Here is a 15,490-nt window from a genome sequence, read left to right on the forward strand (position 1 = left end):
ATTCTATTCGTTCGCCAGTGGGCGAAAAGCCGTGTACCGGCAAAGGTGCAGTCGTAAATACATGGAGAAATTGATGGCAAGCAGCAATTTAATTCAACAATTGCAGGAGCGGGGCCTTGTGGCTCAGGTGACGGATGAAGAAGCGTTAGCGCAGCGACTGGCGCAGGGGCCGATCGCCCTTTATTGCGGCTTCGATCCCACCGCCGACAGCCTGCACTTGGGCCATCTGGTTCCTCTGTTGTGCCTCAAACGTTTTCAGATGGCGGGGCACAAGCCGGTTGCACTGGTCGGCGGCGCCACCGGTCTGATTGGCGACCCGAGCTTTAAAGCCACCGAACGTAAGCTGAACACCGAAGACACCGTCCAGGAGTGGGTGGATAAAATCCGCCGTCAGGTTGCGCCGTTCCTCGATTTTGACTGCGGCGACAATGCCGCCATCGCGGCGAATAACTACGACTGGTTCGGCAGCATGAACGTGCTGACGTTCCTGCGCGATATCGGCAAGCACTTCTCGGTCAACCAGATGATCAACAAAGAAGCGGTGAAGCAGCGTCTGAACCGCGATGATGTTGGCATCTCCTTCACCGAGTTCTCCTATAACCTGCTTCAGGGTTACGATTTCGCCTGCCTGAACAAGTTGCACGGCGTGGCGCTGCAGATTGGCGGCTCCGATCAGTGGGGCAACATCACGTCAGGTATCGACCTGACCCGCCGCCTGCACCAGAACCAGGTATTCGGCCTGACCGTACCGCTTATCACCAAATCGGACGGCACCAAATTCGGCAAAACCGAAGGCGGCGCGGTATGGCTCGATCCGAAGAAAACCAGTCCGTACAAGTTCTACCAGTTCTGGATCAACACGGCGGATGCCGACGTCTATCGCTTCCTGAAATTCTTCACCTTCATGAGCCTTGATGAGATCAACGCCCTGGAAGAAGAAGATAAAAACAGCGGCAAAGCGCCGCGCGCCCAGTATGTGCTGGCGGAGCAGGTGACGCGTCTGGTGCATGGCGAAGAGGGCCTTGCCGCCGCGAAACGCATTACTGAAAGCCTGTTCAACGGCAACCTGAACGCGCTGAGCGAAGCGGATTTCGAACAGCTCGCGCAAGATGGCGTGCCGATGATCGAGATGGAGAAAGGCGCTGACCTCATGCAGGCGCTGGTGGATTCCGAGCTGCAGCCGTCCCGCGGCCAGGCGCGTAAAACCATTGCCTCTAACGCTATCACCATCAATGGTGAGAAGCAGGCGGACCCGGAATACACCTTTAGCGACAGCGACCGCCTGTTTGGCCGCTACACGCTGCTGCGTCGCGGTAAGAAAAATTACTGCCTCGTCTGCTGGAAATAAGACTCTGCCAGTCAAGGGCGTGGGAAACCACGCCCTTTATTTTTAACCCGACCTCTCGTTTCACCCGGAAAAAAATGAAGAACATACTCGCCATCCAGTCTCACGTGGTGTTTGGTCACGCCGGCAACAGCGCGGCTGAATTCCCGATGCGCCGTCTGGGCGCCAACGTCTGGCCGCTCAATACGGTGCAGTTTTCCAACCACACGCAGTATGGCCAGTGGACCGGCGCCGTAATGCCGCCGTCGCACCTGACCGAGATTGTGCAGGGCATCGCGGCGATAGGCCAGCTGTCGCGCTGTGACGCAGTGCTGAGCGGCTATCTGGGGTCGGCGGAGCAGGGCGAGCAGATTCTGGAGATTGTCCGTCAGGTGAAAGCGGCCAACCCGCAGGCGAAATATTTCTGCGATCCGGTGATGGGTCACCCGGAAAAAGGCTGCATCGTGGCGCCTGGCGTGGCGGAGTTTCACGCGCGCTTCGCGCTGCCGGCGAGCGATATCATCGCCCCGAACCTGCTGGAGCTTGAAATGTTGAGTGGCCATCCGGTGGCGAGCGTCGACGAGGCGGTGGCGACCGCCCGCGAGCTTATCGCCCGCGGTCCGCAGATTGTGCTGGTGAAACATCTCGCGCGCGCAGGCTTTCAGCAGGATCGCTTCGAGATGCTGCTGGTGACCGCCGAAGAAGCGTGGCACATCAGCCGTCCGCTGGTGGATTTCGGCGCGCGTCAGCCGGTTGGTGTGGGCGACGTGACAAGCGGTTTGCTGCTGGTGAAACTGCTGCAGGGCGCGACGCTTCGCGAAGCCCTGGAGCATGTGACGGCGGCCGTCTACGACATCATGGTGACCACCAAACGCATGGAAGAGTATGAGTTGCAGGTCGTCGCGGCGCAGGATGGCATTGCGCAGCCCGAGCACTACTTCACTGCGGTGAAACTGTAAAAAAAAACCGCGCCCTACAACGGGCGCGGCATTTATCGATGTTACGCGCTCAGGCCTTCTGCCTTCAGCGCCGCCGCAACGGCAGGACGCGCCTTCACGCGAGCCTGGTAGTCGGCGATATTGTCAAACGCCTGCATCTCAAGCCCGACCGCTTTCGCCCAGTTCAGCACCGTAAACAGGTAGGCGTCCGCCACGCTGAAGCGCAGCCCCATCAGCCACTGTTTCTGCGCCAGCGCCTCGTTTACATACTCAAATTTCTTCTGCAGCTGCTCGCGGGCGATAGTTTTGTACTCATCCGGCGTACCCGGACGGAACAGCGGGGTAAAGCCTTTATGCAGCTCGGTGGCGATATAGTTGAGCCACTCCAGCGTATGGTAGCGGGTCATGCTGCCCACCGGCGCGAGCAGCTGGCGGTCCGGCACAAGATCGGCGATGTACTGAACGATAGCGACGCCTTCCGTCAGCAGCGTACCGTCATCCAGCAGCAGCGCTGGCACCTGGCCTTTCGGGTTGATGGTCAGGTAGTCCTCGCCGTTCTCCGTGCGTTTCGCGGCAAGATCCACCGCCACCAGCGTAAAATCGATATCGGCTTCGCGCAGAATGATATGCGGCGAAAGCGAACACGCGCCGGCTTTGTAAAACAATTTCATGGCCATACTCCCTTCTCATGAATAAACAAAATTATGGTAGAGCGCGAACGGGCAAAAAAAAAGCCGTCAGCATGAAATCTGACGGCCTGAAACGCGTTTCTCAATAAATTACGCGTGCGCAGTTTCCGTTTCTTTCGGCTTATCTTCCTGCGTCATGCGGTTAAGCAGCGGCGCGGTGAGCAGCATCAGCACGGCGATAACGCCGGTGACGATACCAATCTGCATGAAGACGCGGCCGTACACTTCCAGCGACTGCAGCGGGTCGGTAACGTTTTCCGGCACCGCCATTAGGTTCGCCACTTTACCGGCGATCATCGCCGCGCCTGCGGTCGTCAGGAACCAGCTGCCCATGATGAAGCCCATCAGACGCTGCGGCACCAGCTGCGCGACCATCGCCAGACCCAGACCAGAAATCATCAGCTCGCCGATGCTCTGCAGGGCATAGCTCAGGATAAGCCAGTTAACGGACACGATACCGGCTTCGGAGGCGAATTTCGCGCCCAGCGGCAGCACCAGGAATGCGCCAGAACACAGCAGCATACCGATGGTGAATTTAAACGGCATCGGCAGACGGTCGCCCAGTTTGTTATAGATAGCGGCCAGAATCGGGCTGCCGATCATGATCCAGAACGGGTTCAGCGCCTGGAACTGCTCCGGCTGGAACGTGATGCCGAGAATGGCGTGCTCAACGTTACGGATAGCGAAGAAGTTCAGTGACGTTGGCATCTGCTGATAGAGCACGAAGAACACAATCGCTTCGAGCATCAGGATAAACGCCACGATCATTTTGCGGCGTGCCGCACCCTGCATGGCGAACGCTTCTTTTGCGAAGATAATCACGATACCCAGCGCAACCACGCCCAGCACCATACGCGCGATACCCTGGTTGTGCAGCAGCCAGGTGGCGATAGCGACCAGCACGACGATGCCGACGATAGTCGCCAGCAGTTTGCCGACGTGCATCGGGGCGAAGTCCGGTTTAGAACCGTAATCTTTGACCCATTTTTTGCAGAAGATGAAGTTGACCAGCGTGATCAGCATACCGACGAAGCTAAGCGAGAACGCCACGCTCCAGCCGAATTTGTCAGCGAGCCACGGGGTCGCGAGCATCGAGAAGAACGAGCCGATGTTAATAGCCATGTAGTACATGGTGAACGCGCCGTCGAGACGCGGGTCGTCTTTCTCGTAGCAGGTAGAGAGCAGCGAGGACGGGTTCGCTTTAAACAGGCCGTTACCGACCGCGATGGTCGCCATACCAAAGTAGACGATGCCAGCATCGTGCCCGGACCAGGCGACGAGCGCATAGCCGATAGCCAGCACAATGGTGCCCAGCATGATGACGCGTTTGGTGCCGAGAACTTTATCGCCCAGCCAGCCGCCGATAGCCACCAGGCCATACACCAGCGCGCTGAAGGAGGAGAACAACGTAATGGAATCCGCTTCCGACATACCCAGTTGTTTAACCAGGTAAACGGCCATGATCCCTTGCAGGCCGTAGTAACCGAAACGCTCCCATAACTCGATCGAGAAAATCAGATAGAACGATTTCGGTTGTTTGAAAGCGTTGATGCTCACGCTTTCTGCTGGTTTTTTGTTTGCAGTCGACACATATACCTCTTTTTTTACAGCCCGCATTAACCGCGGGGGTGGTATGCGCGTAGTGCCTGGAGGCATGCGCTTTTATTGTTATATGAAGTGAGAAACGGCGGGTAATGTTCACTATCCTGACCGCCGGCACAAGGCTTTTGTAATAATCTGTTACATATAAGCCGGGCGGGATAATCGGCAAGTCGTTTCGCTAAGAGTCAGCGTTAAATTTCATGATAATTGCTATTGTAGGTTTTTTAACTGCTGAAAGCGGTGCTGAAGCGCGATATGGTTATATGTTCTGCTGATTAACCCTTGAGGCAGTGATATAGCCCTTGAGAACGTAGAATAGCCGATATTTATATTATCAGTGACGCTGATAACCGAGGCGTATCAAGGCTTCCAGTCTGATAACACAACGAAAATTTAACAGGATGTTGCAAATGTGATAATTCTCACAAATCTATAGAAAATTCCTGTCGAAAAAAAACGATTAACCTGGCGAGCTGATTTATGGCGGAATAATAGACGGCAGAAAGGGCAGGGCAGACGGCTCTCGCGAGGATGATCACGTGGCGGTTGTGACAAAGGTGACATCCGCCGCCGCAATGATTATTCACAGACCTTGTCCGCGTATTCGCAGAGATCTTCAATGATACAGGAGCCGCAACGCGGCTTACGCGCGATACAGGTGTAACGCCCGTGCAGGATGAGCCAGTGATGACAATCGACTTTAAATTCCGCGGGCACCACTTTTAGCAGCTTTTCTTCAACAGCCTCGACGTTCTTGCCTGGCGCGAACTTCGTCCGGTTGCTGACGCGAAAAATATGCGTATCCACGGCAATGGTGGGCCAGCCGAAGGCGGTATTGAGCACCACATTCGCCGTCTTACGCCCGACGCCCGGCAGCGCCTCCAGCGCCGCGCGATCTTCCGGCACCTCGCCGCCGTGCTGCTCAATCAGAATGCGGCAGGTTTTAATCACATTCTCCGCTTTGCTGTTAAACAGCCCGATGGTCTTGATGTACTCCTTCACCCCGTCGACGCCGAGCGCCAGCATCGCCTGCGGCGTGTTCGCCACCGGGTAGAGCTTCGCCGTGGCTTTGTTGACGCTCACGTCGGTAGCCTGCGCGGAGAGCAGAACGGCGATCAGCAGTTCAAACGGGCTGGTAAAGTGCAGTTCGGTGGTCGGGTGCGGGTTATTCTCACGCAGCCGGGTCAGGATCTCGATGCGTTTGGCCTGATTCATGACGCTTTTTCCGGGCTGGCCTTCACCACGGTGGGTTTCGCGGCGCGGCGCTTCATGCGCTCGTCAATCAAGTATTTTACCGCCAGCATCATGCCGAGGCCGATAAACGCGCCTGGCGGCAGCATCGCGAGCAGAAACGGCGTGTCGGTATGGAAGACTTCGATGCGCAGCACGCGCGCCCAGCTGCCGAGCAGGCCGTCGGCGCCGTCAAACAGCGTGCCGTTGCCGAGGATCTCGCGCAGCGAGCCGAGCACGAACATCGCGCCGGTCGCCCCCATGCCGATGGCGAAGCCGTCGAGCGCCGAGAGCAGCGGGCCATTTTTAGCGGCGAACGCTTCGGCGCGACCTACCACGATACAGTTGGTCACGATTAGCGGGATAAAAATGCCGAGCGACTGATACAGCCCGAACGCGTAGGCGTTAATCAGCATCTGCACGATACTCACCACCGCCGCGATAATCATCACGTAGATCGGAATACGAATTTCGCCTGGCATCCAGCGGCGAAACGCGGAGATAGAGGCGTTGGTCAGCGTCAGCACCAGCGTCGTCGCAAGGCCCAGACCGAGCGCGTTAGTGGCGGTGGACGTCACGGCCAGCAGCGGGCACATGCCAAGCAGCTGCACCAGCGCCGAGTTATTTTTCCATAACCCGTTAACCAGAATCGATTTCACGTCATTCATGGGTGTCTCCACAGGAAGGCAGGGTGGAAAGCTGCGGCGCCAGCGTTTGCGCATACAGGCCCGCGCGTTTCACGGCGTTCACCACCGCGCGCGGCGTAATGGTCGCGCCGGTGAACTGGTCAAACTGGCCGCCATCTTTTTTCACCGCCCAGCGACTGTCGTCCGGCCCCTGGATAACTTTACCGGTAAAGCCCGTGATCCAGCTGCTGATGCGGGTTTCGATTTTATCGCCAAGCCCCGGCGTTTCATGATGTTCCGTTACGCGGGTGCCGAGCACGGTGCCTTTGAAATCGGCGCCAACCAGTAGCTGAATAGCGCCGGAGTAGCCGTCAGGCGCGGTGGCCTGCATTACGACCGCAACCGGCGTGTCGCCTTTACGCGCCACCCACAGCTGCTTTTCACCGCGACCGAGCGCCGGCGCATTCACAAGATAGCAGCTCTGCTGAATATCATTGTCATACATCTGCGGCGGCAGCACCTGGTCGAACAACTGTTTTTGTTGCAGCGCCGCCTGGCCTTCAATCGTGGTTTTGGTGAGCGCGTTAACCATCGCCGTAAGGCCGGTGGTCAGCGCGGCGAAAACGGCGAGCGTCACGCCATGTTTCTGGATAGTTTTTAGCATGACGACTCCTTACCGGTGACCGTAAACCCGCGGACGGGTGTAGTAATCAATAAGCGGCACGGTGATATTGGCGAGCAGCACCGCAAACGCGACGCCGTCCGGGTAGCCGCCGAAGCTGCGGATAAGCCAGACCAGCAGGCCCGCCAGCGCGCCAAACACCAGACGCCCTTTATTGGTCGTCGAGGCGGTGACCGGGTCGGTAAGAATAAAGAACGCGCCAAACATCGTCGCCCCGGAGAGCAGATGCATCAGCGGCGAGAGAAATTTCTCCGGAGCAATGACCCAGCCGAGCGTCGCGCATATCGCGAGCGTCGCGATAAAGCTCGCGGGGATATGCCAGCGGATGGTGCCGCGCGCCAGCAGGAACAGACCGCCCGCGAGATACGCGAGGTTCACCCACTGCCAGCCGAGGCCTGCCAGCGCGCCGCCGTAAATCGGCTCCGCCAGCAACTCGCCCGCCGGGTGCCCGGCGTGCAGACCGGTTTTAAAAGTATCGAGCGGCGTAGCCTGGCTTACGCCATCGATACCAAGACGCAGTTGCGCCATGCTATCGCCGCTTGCGGTCACGCCGTGGAAAATCACCTGTAACGCGTCGATAAAGCCAGGTGCGGTCGCGGCAATCTGCTGCGGCGGAAGCCAGTTGGTCATCTGCACCGGGAAGGAAATCAGCAGTACCACATAGCCTGTCATCGCCGGGTTAAACGGGTTATGACCGAGCCCGCCGTAGAGTTGCTTGGCGATGATCACCGCGAAAACGGTGCCAAGCACAACCATCCACCACGGCGCCAGCGGCGGAATGCTCACGCCCAGCAGCAGACCGGTCAGCAGGGCGGAGTTATCGCCAAGGCGGCTTTTCAGCGAGAGTTTGCGCATCCGTAATATCAGCGCTTCGCTGGCGAGTGCGCTCACGATGGCTAACAGAATCTGCACCAGGCTACCGTAGCCAAAAAAGTAACACTGCGCGGCGATGCCCGGCACGGCCGCGAGCGTCACCAGCATCATGATACGCGACGTCTGGCGCTGGTTATGGGTATAAGGGGAACTTGCGATTCTGAAAACCATTTAATCCTCGTTAACAACCTTGTCGGCAGCCTTGCGTGCCTGCACCCTGGCAATCGCGGCGGCAACAGCCGCTTTGCGCGCAGAGTCCGCGTCATCTTCTTCATTTGCTGCCCGGGCGCGCTCATCTGCCTGCGCGGCCTTACGGGCTTTGGCGCGGGCGATGGCGGCTTCCACGGCGGCCTTGCGCGGGTCAACCGGCTCGGCAGAGGTTTCCGCAACCGGCGCGCGCTCGCAAGCCTGCGCGGCTTTGCGCGCTTTGGCGCGAGCGATAGCGGCTTCGACGGCGGCCTTGCGCGGATCAACCGGCTCGGCAGGGATTTCCGCGACCGGCGCGCTCTCGCCAGCCTGCGCGGCTTTACGCGCTTTGGCGCGGGCAATGGCGGCTTCGACAGCGGCCTTGCGCGGATCAACCGGCTCGGCAGGCGCTTCCGCGACTGGCGCGCTCTCATCTGCCTGCGCGGCTTTACGCGCTTTGGCGCGGGCGATAGCGGCTTCGACGGCGGCCTTGCGCGGATCAACCGGCTCGGCAGGGGTTTCCGCAACCGGCGCGCTCTCGCCAGCCTGCGCGGCTTTACGTGCTTTGGCGCGGGCGATAGCGGCTTCAACGGCGGCTTTACGCGGGTCGACCGGCTCGGCAGGGGTTTCCGCAACCGGCGCGCTTTCGCCTGCCTGTGCGGCTTTACGCGCTTTGGCGCGAGCGATAGCGGCTTCGACGGCGGCCTTGCGCGGATCAACCGGCTCGGCAGGGGTTTCCGCAACCGGCGCGCTCTCGCCTGCCTGTGCGGCTTTACGGGCTTTGGCGCGGGCGATAGCGGCTTCAACGGCGGCCTTGCGCGGGTCGGTTTCGTTAACCGGCTCGGTGGCTTCCATCGCAGGAACGGAGCTGTTCGCCGCCATCTCCTGCTGGACTTTTTCCGCCTGGCGCGCGCGGGCTTCGGCCTTGCGCGCTTCGCGGGCGGCAATCACCGCGCTGTTGTCCGGTTTCTCGCCTGCTGCGACCACAATCGGCCGGTCATCGGCTTTTTTCTCGCGCACGCGAGCCAGCGCCGCCTGAATAGCATCCTGATCCTGGCCGGAAGGCTGCGCGGCAGATTTCTTGTGGCGCTCCAGGCGCGCGGCTTTTTCACGTTCAAGGCGCAACTGGCGCGCCTCAAAGCGCGCTTTGGCTTCGGCGGCGCGCTGCTGTTCTTCGGCGATGGCGCGGATCTCGGCCTTTTCCTGACGGAAATATTGCACCAGCGGGATGTTGCTCGGGCAGACATACGCACATGCGCCGCACTCAATACAGTCCGCCAGGTTATGGGCGGTGGCTTTGTCGTGCTGCTGACCGACGCTGAACCAGTAAAGCTGCTGCGGCAGAAGATCGGCCGGGCAGGCGTCGGCGCAGGCGCTGCAACGGATGCAGTGCTGCTCTTCCTGCGGGGCGCCCATCTCGGTGGCGGACGGCGCGAGCAGGCAGTTAGTGATTTTGACCACCGGCACATCCAGACCGGGCAGGGTGAAGCCCATCAGCGGGCCGCCCATAATCACCAGCTGTTCGCTGGTCGGGATAAAACCTGCGTGTTCAAGCAGGTGACGCACCGGCGTGCCGATACGCGCCCAGACGTTGCCTGGACGGCCCACGGCCTCGCCTGTAAGCGTCACCACGCGTTCGGTCAGCGGCTCGCCGTCAATAATGGCGCGCTTCACCGCAAACGCGGTGCCGACGTTCTGCATCAGCACGCCGATATCCGAAGAACGGCCGCCGTGCGGCACCTGTTTGCCGGTCAGGATCTGGGTCAGCTGTTTCGCGCCACCCGACGGGTATTTGGTGGGGATTACGCGCAGGCGGATTTTATGCTCGCCGTGCAGCACGGCGCGCATCATGGAAATCGCCTGCGGCTTGTTGTCTTCGATACCGATCAGGACTTCGCGCGGCTGCAAAATATGCGCGAGGATACGCACGCCGTCGATGATTTGTGCGGCGCAGTCCTGCATCAGACGGTCATCGGCGGTGATATACGGCTCGCACTCGGCGGCGTTGATGATAAGCGTCTCGATTTTATCGCCGCCGCCCTGCAGTTTAGTGCCGGTCGGGAAACCGGCGCCGCCGAGCCCCGCCACGCCAAACGCATGGATGCGCTCAATCAGCGCCTCGCGGCTGCGACTCTGGTAATCGCTCCAGCCGTCGCGGGCAATCCAGCGGTCTTCGCCGTCGGCGTCGATGATCACTGAGAGCTCCGGCAGGGCGGACGGGTGCGCCGTAGGGTGCGGCATAATCGCCGTTACCGTGCCAGAGGTAGGGGCATGTACCGGCAGCATCCGACCACGGCCCACGGTGAGCGGCTGGCCGCGCAGGACTTTATCGCCCGGTGCCACGCAGATCTCGCCTTCGTTGCCGATGTGCTGTTTGAGCGGAATGATAAAACGGCCCGGCAGCGGCAACTGGCGCAGCGGGGTGCCGTTCGACTGGGTTTTCATCTCCGGCGGATGAATGCCGCCGTTGAAATCCCAGACTTTCTCTTTTCTGAACGCAGAAAATAACTTAAGCATGATGTTCCACAGGAATGTTACGCACCGGAATGGTGTTGAGATCCCACTTCCAGTTATCCGTTGTGGTGGCGGCCGGGCGCAGCTCAATGCACTGCGTCGGGCAGGGGTCAACGCACAGATTACAGCCGGTGCAGAGGTCGCTCATCACGGTGTGCATGGCGCGGGTGGCGCCAACAATCGCATCCACCGGACAGGCCTGAATACATTTGGTGCAGCCAATGCAGTTCGGCTCGTCGATAACGGCCAGCATACGCACCGGCTCTGCGGCCGCTTCGCCGTCGAGCGGCTGCGGCTCGACGTTAAGGAGCGTGGCAATTTTCTGCATCACCGGCTCGCCGCCAGGGACGCAGCGGTTGATCTGCTCGCCGTTATTGGCGACGGCTTCGGCATAAGGGCGGCAGCCTGGATAACCGCACTGGCCGCACTGGCTCTGGGGCAGCAACTCATCGACCTGATCGACCACCGGATCTTCTTCTGCGGCGAAACGCCGCGAGGCGTAGCCCAGCAGCATGCCGAACAGTAGCGCCAGCAGCGTCAGCGCGACGACCGCTATAACAATCATGTTCATCAGAACTTCACCAGCCCGCTAAAGCCCATAAAGGCGAGCGACATCAGACCCGCCGTGACCAGCGCGATGGCGTTGCCGCGAAACGGCAGCGGCACGTCGGCGACGACCAGACGCTCGCGGATAGCGGCGAACAGCACCATCACCAGCGAAAAGCCGACGGCGGCGGAGAAGCCGTACAGCGCCGACTGCATAAAGGTGTGGTTAAGATTGATGCTCAGTAGCGCCACGCCGAGCACGGCGCAGTTAGTGGTGATCAGCGGCAGATAGATGCCCAGCAGGCGATAGAGCGCCGGGCTGGTTTTGCGCACCACCATTTCCGTGAACTGCACCACCACGGCGATGACGAGAATAAACGCCATCGTGCGCAGGTAGACCAGCTCAAGCGGTACCAGGATCAGGTGATCGATAATCCAGGAAAAAATGGTCGCCAGCGTCATAACGAACGTGGTCGCCATGCCCATCCCGATCGCGGATTCCAGCTTTTTGGAAACACCCATAAACGGGCACAGGCCGAGAAACTTCACGAGTACGAAGTTATTGACCAGCACCGTTCCAACAAACAACAGCAAATAATCAGTCATTATTCGACCTGAAACGAAAAAAGCCGCTCATTATCGGACATCCGACAGAGCGCGACAACGGAGAATCTGTAAGGTTATTTTGCCCGGACAAACGTCTGTTTCACCCGCACGGAACGCTTGAAATAAGGCACCAGCAGCGCGGCGGCCAGCAGCGGGAACAGCAGCTGACGCACGGCCAGCGCATCGCTCACCGGCGAGAACGCAAATGATTTAATCGCCAGCAGGACGGTCAGCAGCAGCCAGATAATATAGTGGCGCGGCACGCCCTGACGGCGTTTGAAAAAGGCGATGGTCAGCCAGAACGTATATCCCCACATCGCCATCGCGCACAGCATCGAGCCATACCAGAGAACCACGCCGGACGTGCCCTGCGCGCTGAGCGCCTGATGGAGTTGCGGGGACGCAAGCCCCATCACATAGAGCGCGACGGCAAGCGTAGTGCTGAGTAAAGACATCAATAACCAGGCGAGAGGGGCGAGCAACCAGCCTCCGATGCGCACAGGCGACGCGTCGGTCATATTACCTCCCGGGATATAAATTCAACAAATGGCTAAAGAATAATTACAGCGCAAAGATTATAAAGACTTTCTGTCTGATTGCCACCTTTCAGCCTACTGCACATAACGCCAGACGGTTTTTGGCACTTGCCCCAGGTCATAAAGTCGCCCGCCCGACACCAGTTCCGCACGGCGGTGGTCCGCAGCACGATACATATTGATGATTTCCTGATTGTCAGTAAGGGTGTAATTAAGGTGATCGAACAATTTTTCCAGACTTTCAAGCGTGCTGATTTTACGAAACTTTAATAAATAATCCTGAACGGTCATGTTAATGGATATCCGCGCAATAAATAATAAGGAGAATTCGCCAGAAAGGCGGGCCGGGTAAAGAATAAACGCAAAAACGAGGTTATGCAGGTTTAATAAAAGCCTGAATAACATTTAAGAGTTTTCCTTGAGAATTAACGCAGGCCCGACGCCTTAAGAGGCAAAAGAGTAACGCGCTTCGTTAACGCTGGCAATATCCCGGCGCGACCTCACCCCCGTCTTTTTACGACAATATGTAAATGCGCTTTACCCATGCTGCGCCAGGCGGCTGGCCGCGCCGCGCGCCGCGACGGCCTGCCATTTCCAGGGGTTTTTCTTCATCGCCCGGGCGTGCTTATCTTTTATTCACTGTTTTTTGTGCGCCAATAATAGCGCGATAAACGCCACGTTATTTCTTTTAAGTCGTGTTGCTTATTTCACCAAAACATTAATTCGCTCACGTAAGACCCGCTCCGTAGTGAGCGAGCGCATTTATGACAATAGGATTGTTTTGGCGAAAAATGCGCTTAAGAGCGTCAGAAAACTGATGAAAATTCTGAAATAAACCGTTTATTTACGGTGCGTGAGGAAACCGTTGAGGGACGCTTGCGAATGGTGTCAAATACCACGGTTAACTCAGCAGAGGAATGAACATGAACGATATCGTCCGGGTGGGATTAATCGGCTACGGCTACGCCAGCAAAACCTTTCATGCGCCGCTTATCGCCGGTACGCCAGGCATGGAACTTGCCGCAGTTTCCAGCAGCGACGCCGCTAAAGTGCATGCCGACTGGCCAGGTGTGCCGGTGGTCTCAGACCCCAAACAGCTGTTCAACGATCCGCATCTCGATCTCATTGTCATTCCCACGCCGAATGATACCCACTTCCCGCTGGCGAAAGCGGCCCTCGAAGCCGGTAAACATGTGGTGGTCGATAAGCCCTTTACCGTCACGCTGTCGCAGGCGCGTGAGCTGGAAACCATTGCGAAAAGCCTTGGTCTGGTGCTCTCGGTCTTTCACAACCGCCGCTGGGACAGCGATTTCCTGACGCTTAAGCAGATCATCGCCGAAGGGCAAATCGGCGAAATCGCCTATTTCGAATCTCATTTTGACCGCTTTCGTCCGCAGGTGCGCGACCGCTGGCGCGAACAGGCAGGGCCGGGCAGCGGCATCTGGTACGATCTGGCGCCGCACCTGTTAGACCAGGCGGTGCAGTTGTTCGGGCTGCCGGTGAGCATTTATGTGGATCTGGCCGAACTGCGCCCGAGCGCGCAGGCGACGGACTACTTCCACGCGGTGCTGGCCTACCCGGAGCGGCGTGTCGTGCTGCACGGCACTATGCTGGCGGCGGGTGAATCGGCGCGTTATATCGTTCACGGCACCCGCGGCAGCTATGTAAAATTCGGACTCGATCCGCAGGAAGAAAGCCTGAAATCCGGCGTGCGCCCGCCGCAGGAAAACTGGGGTTATGACATGCGCGACGGCGTACTGACGCTTGCGAGCGGCGATATGCTGGATGAACAGACGCTTCTCACGGTGCCCGGCAACTATCCGGCTTACTACGCGGGCGTGCGTAGCGCCATTCGCGGCGAAGGCGAGAACCCGGTGCCGGCGAGCCAGGCGATTGTGGTAATGGAGCTTATCGAGGCGGGTATTGAATCCGCGAAGCGCCGCGCCGCGGTCTGCCTGCGCGGCTAAACGTTAACGCCCCGGCGTGAGCCGTCGGGGCGTTTTGCTGCTTCCCGTCGTTACATTCCCTCAACGGCACCTCACGCGCCGGCACCGTTTTACCCGCATCGCTCGCCAGGATCGGCTTTTTGTTGCAAAGTAGATTGACCTGCAACAGAACAAGGAACTGACAATGAGCTGGCTGAAGCGCCTGAAAATCGACACATTTTTACTGATTATGATAGGCGTCGTGATCGTCGCGTCGCTGTTTCCGTGCGAAGGGCGCGTTAAAACGGCATTCGAATATCTCACCACGGCCGCCATTGCGCTGCTGTTCTTTATGCACGGGGCGAAGCTCTCACGCGAGGCGATTCTGGCCGGGATGGGCCACTGGCGGTTGCATCTGGTGGTGTTTATCAGCACCTTTCTGGTGTTCCCGCTGCTGGGTCTGGCGATGCAGTTTATTCCGCACAGCGTGCTGCCGCCGTCGCTCTATATGGGCTTTCTCTATCTCTGTGCGCTGCCCGCGACGGTACAGTCGGCCATCGCCTTTACATCTGTGGCGCGCGGCAACGTGGCGGCGGCGGTGTGCAGCGCCTCGGCGTCCAGTATTCTGGGGATTTTTCTCTCGCCGGTGCTGGTCGGCGTGATGATGCAGGCTCAGCAGGGCGATACCAATACGCTCGATGCCATTGGCAAAATCGTGCTGCAACTGATGGTGCCGTTTGTGATTGGCCATCTCTCGCGCCCGCTGATTGGCCGCTGGGTCGACAGGCATAAAAAGCTTATCGGCATGACCGACCGCTCCTCAATATTGCTGGTGGTTTATGTCGCGTTCAGCGAGGCAGTGGTGCAGGGGATCTGGCATCAGGTGACCGGTATGGCGCTGCTCGCGGTGGTTGTGCTGTCGCTGGTGCTGCTGGCCATTGTGCTGGTGATCAACGTCTGGTCGGCGCGGCTGCTCGGCTTTAATAAAGAAGATGAGATTACCATCGTCTTTTGCGGCTCCAAGAAGAGCCTTGCGAACGGCGTGCCGATGGCCAACGTGCTGTTTCCGGCAAGCCAGGTGGGGATCATGGTGCTGCCGCTGATGATTTTCCATCAGATCCAGCTGATGGTCTGTGCGGTCATGGCGCAGCGTTACGCCCGACGCCATGAACAAAAAGCAGGCCAGAAGGCCTCAGCCTCCTGACCTGGCGGC

Annotated in this window: 15 protein-coding genes; 4 read left to right on the top strand and 11 right to left on the bottom strand. The window is 58.8% G+C overall.

Annotated elements, in window-relative coordinates; all coding sequences use genetic code 11:
• The first annotated feature begins 73 nt into the window (after positions 1 to 73).
• Together tyrS and pdxY are read left to right on the top strand one after the other, a co-directional pair.
• Complete coding sequence (tyrS, locus tag AFK67_RS09210) at positions 74 to 1,348, top strand: tyrosine--tRNA ligase (protein WP_032966976.1); 1,275 nt, start codon at positions 74 to 76, stop codon at positions 1,346 to 1,348.
• 74 nt (positions 1,349 to 1,422) lie between these two features.
• Positions 1,423 to 2,283 (top strand): pyridoxal kinase PdxY, encoded by an 861-nt coding sequence (gene pdxY / locus AFK67_RS09215; RefSeq protein WP_038872377.1) that lies wholly within the window; start codon positions 1,423 to 1,425, stop codon positions 2,281 to 2,283.
• A 41-nt stretch (positions 2,284 to 2,324) separates the two neighbouring features.
• On the opposite strand, the gene gstA is transcribed toward pdxY, so the two are convergent.
• From gstA to ydgT, 11 genes are all read right to left on the bottom strand, one after another.
• Positions 2,325 to 2,933, bottom strand: coding sequence for a glutathione transferase GstA (gene gstA, locus AFK67_RS09220; RefSeq protein ID WP_007718742.1), 609 nt, complete (start codon positions 2,931 to 2,933; stop codon positions 2,325 to 2,327).
• Positions 2,934 to 3,041: 108 nt separating this feature from the next.
• Positions 3,042 to 4,541, bottom strand: coding sequence for a dipeptide/tripeptide permease DtpA (gene dtpA / locus AFK67_RS09225; protein ID WP_032966983.1), 1,500 nt, complete (start codon positions 4,539 to 4,541; stop codon positions 3,042 to 3,044).
• A gap of 591 nt (positions 4,542 to 5,132) precedes the next feature.
• Positions 5,133 to 5,768, bottom strand: a complete 636-nt coding sequence (gene nth, locus AFK67_RS09230; RefSeq protein ID WP_007718761.1) for an endonuclease III — start codon at positions 5,766 to 5,768, stop codon at positions 5,133 to 5,135.
• Positions 5,765 to 6,451, bottom strand: coding sequence for an electron transport complex subunit E (locus AFK67_RS09235; protein ID WP_038883741.1), 687 nt, complete (start codon positions 6,449 to 6,451; stop codon positions 5,765 to 5,767). The genes nth and AFK67_RS09235 overlap by 4 nt, the downstream gene beginning before the upstream one ends.
• Positions 6,444 to 7,073, bottom strand: a complete 630-nt coding sequence (gene rsxG, locus AFK67_RS09240; protein WP_007718764.1) for an electron transport complex subunit RsxG — start codon at positions 7,071 to 7,073, stop codon at positions 6,444 to 6,446. The genes AFK67_RS09235 and rsxG overlap by 8 nt, the downstream gene beginning before the upstream one ends.
• 9 nt (positions 7,074 to 7,082) lie before the next feature.
• Positions 7,083 to 8,135 carry an electron transport complex subunit RsxD gene (gene rsxD / locus AFK67_RS09245; RefSeq protein WP_007718767.1) on the bottom strand — a complete coding sequence of 351 codons (1,053 nt, stop codon included), beginning with the start codon at positions 8,133 to 8,135 and terminating at the stop codon, positions 7,083 to 7,085.
• The gene (gene rsxC / locus AFK67_RS09250) at positions 8,136 to 10,667 is read right to left on the bottom strand and encodes an electron transport complex subunit RsxC (protein ID WP_007718770.1); all 2,532 of its coding nucleotides are present in this window, start codon (positions 10,665 to 10,667) and stop codon (positions 8,136 to 8,138) included.
• Positions 10,660 to 11,235: an electron transport complex subunit RsxB gene (gene rsxB, locus AFK67_RS09255; RefSeq protein ID WP_007718774.1), complete on the bottom strand. Its 576-nt coding sequence runs from the start codon at positions 11,233 to 11,235 to the stop codon at positions 10,660 to 10,662. Before rsxB ends, rsxC begins: the two co-directional genes overlap by 8 nt.
• On the bottom strand, positions 11,235 to 11,816 hold the full coding sequence (rsxA, locus tag AFK67_RS09260; RefSeq protein ID WP_004384912.1) for an electron transport complex subunit RsxA: 582 nt from the start codon (positions 11,814 to 11,816) through the stop codon (positions 11,235 to 11,237). The genes rsxB and rsxA overlap by 1 nt, the downstream gene beginning before the upstream one ends.
• Positions 11,817 to 11,890: 74 nt before the next feature.
• The gene (locus AFK67_RS09265; RefSeq protein ID WP_007718777.1) at positions 11,891 to 12,334 is read right to left on the bottom strand and encodes a DUF2569 domain-containing protein; all 444 of its coding nucleotides are present in this window, start codon (positions 12,332 to 12,334) and stop codon (positions 11,891 to 11,893) included.
• Between the two features lie 93 nt (positions 12,335 to 12,427).
• Complete coding sequence (ydgT, locus tag AFK67_RS09270) at positions 12,428 to 12,643, bottom strand: transcription modulator YdgT (protein WP_007663080.1); 216 nt, start codon at positions 12,641 to 12,643, stop codon at positions 12,428 to 12,430.
• 632 nt (positions 12,644 to 13,275) lie between these two features.
• Between ydgT and AFK67_RS09275 the strand changes: the two genes are divergently transcribed.
• Together AFK67_RS09275 and AFK67_RS09280 are read left to right on the top strand one after the other, a co-directional pair.
• Positions 13,276 to 14,319: an oxidoreductase gene (locus tag AFK67_RS09275; protein WP_007718782.1), complete on the top strand. Its 1,044-nt coding sequence runs from the start codon at positions 13,276 to 13,278 to the stop codon at positions 14,317 to 14,319.
• Between the two features lie 163 nt (positions 14,320 to 14,482).
• Positions 14,483 to 15,481, top strand: a complete 999-nt coding sequence (locus AFK67_RS09280) for a bile acid:sodium symporter family protein (RefSeq protein ID WP_007718783.1) — start codon at positions 14,483 to 14,485, stop codon at positions 15,479 to 15,481.
• Positions 15,482 to 15,490 lie beyond the last annotated feature (9 nt).

Origin of the sequence: Cronobacter dublinensis subsp. dublinensis LMG 23823, assembly GCF_001277235.1 — a bacterium.
GTDB lineage: Bacteria > Pseudomonadota > Gammaproteobacteria > Enterobacterales > Enterobacteriaceae > Cronobacter > Cronobacter dublinensis.

Excerpts from the sequence above, each read along its gene's own strand:
- tyrS (WP_032966976.1), top strand. The coding sequence starts at position 74 with ATGGCAAGCAGCAATTTAATTCAACAATTGCAGGAGCGGGGCCTTGTG.
- pdxY (WP_038872377.1), top strand. The coding sequence starts at position 1,423 with ATGAAGAACATACTCGCCATCCAGTCTCACGTGGTGTTTGGTCACGCC.
- gstA (WP_007718742.1), bottom strand. The coding sequence starts at position 2,933 with ATGAAATTGTTTTACAAAGCCGGCGCGTGTTCGCTTTCGCCGCATATC.
- nth (WP_007718761.1), bottom strand. The coding sequence starts at position 5,768 with ATGAATCAGGCCAAACGCATCGAGATCCTGACCCGGCTGCGTGAGAAT.
- AFK67_RS09235 (WP_038883741.1), bottom strand. The coding sequence starts at position 6,451 with ATGAATGACGTGAAATCGATTCTGGTTAACGGGTTATGGAAAAATAAC.
- rsxG (WP_007718764.1), bottom strand. The coding sequence starts at position 7,073 with ATGCTAAAAACTATCCAGAAACATGGCGTGACGCTCGCCGTTTTCGCC.
- rsxD (WP_007718767.1), bottom strand. The coding sequence starts at position 8,135 with ATGGTTTTCAGAATCGCAAGTTCCCCTTATACCCATAACCAGCGCCAG.
- rsxC (WP_007718770.1), bottom strand. The coding sequence starts at position 10,667 with ATGCTTAAGTTATTTTCTGCGTTCAGAAAAGAGAAAGTCTGGGATTTC.
- rsxB (WP_007718774.1), bottom strand. The coding sequence starts at position 11,235 with ATGAACATGATTGTTATAGCGGTCGTCGCGCTGACGCTGCTGGCGCTA.
- rsxA (WP_004384912.1), bottom strand. The coding sequence starts at position 11,816 with ATGACTGATTATTTGCTGTTGTTTGTTGGAACGGTGCTGGTCAATAAC.
- AFK67_RS09265 (WP_007718777.1), bottom strand. The coding sequence starts at position 12,334 with ATGACCGACGCGTCGCCTGTGCGCATCGGAGGCTGGTTGCTCGCCCCT.
- ydgT (WP_007663080.1), bottom strand. The coding sequence starts at position 12,643 with ATGACCGTTCAGGATTATTTATTAAAGTTTCGTAAAATCAGCACGCTT.
- AFK67_RS09275 (WP_007718782.1), top strand. The coding sequence starts at position 13,276 with ATGAACGATATCGTCCGGGTGGGATTAATCGGCTACGGCTACGCCAGC.
- AFK67_RS09280 (WP_007718783.1), top strand. The coding sequence starts at position 14,483 with ATGAGCTGGCTGAAGCGCCTGAAAATCGACACATTTTTACTGATTATG.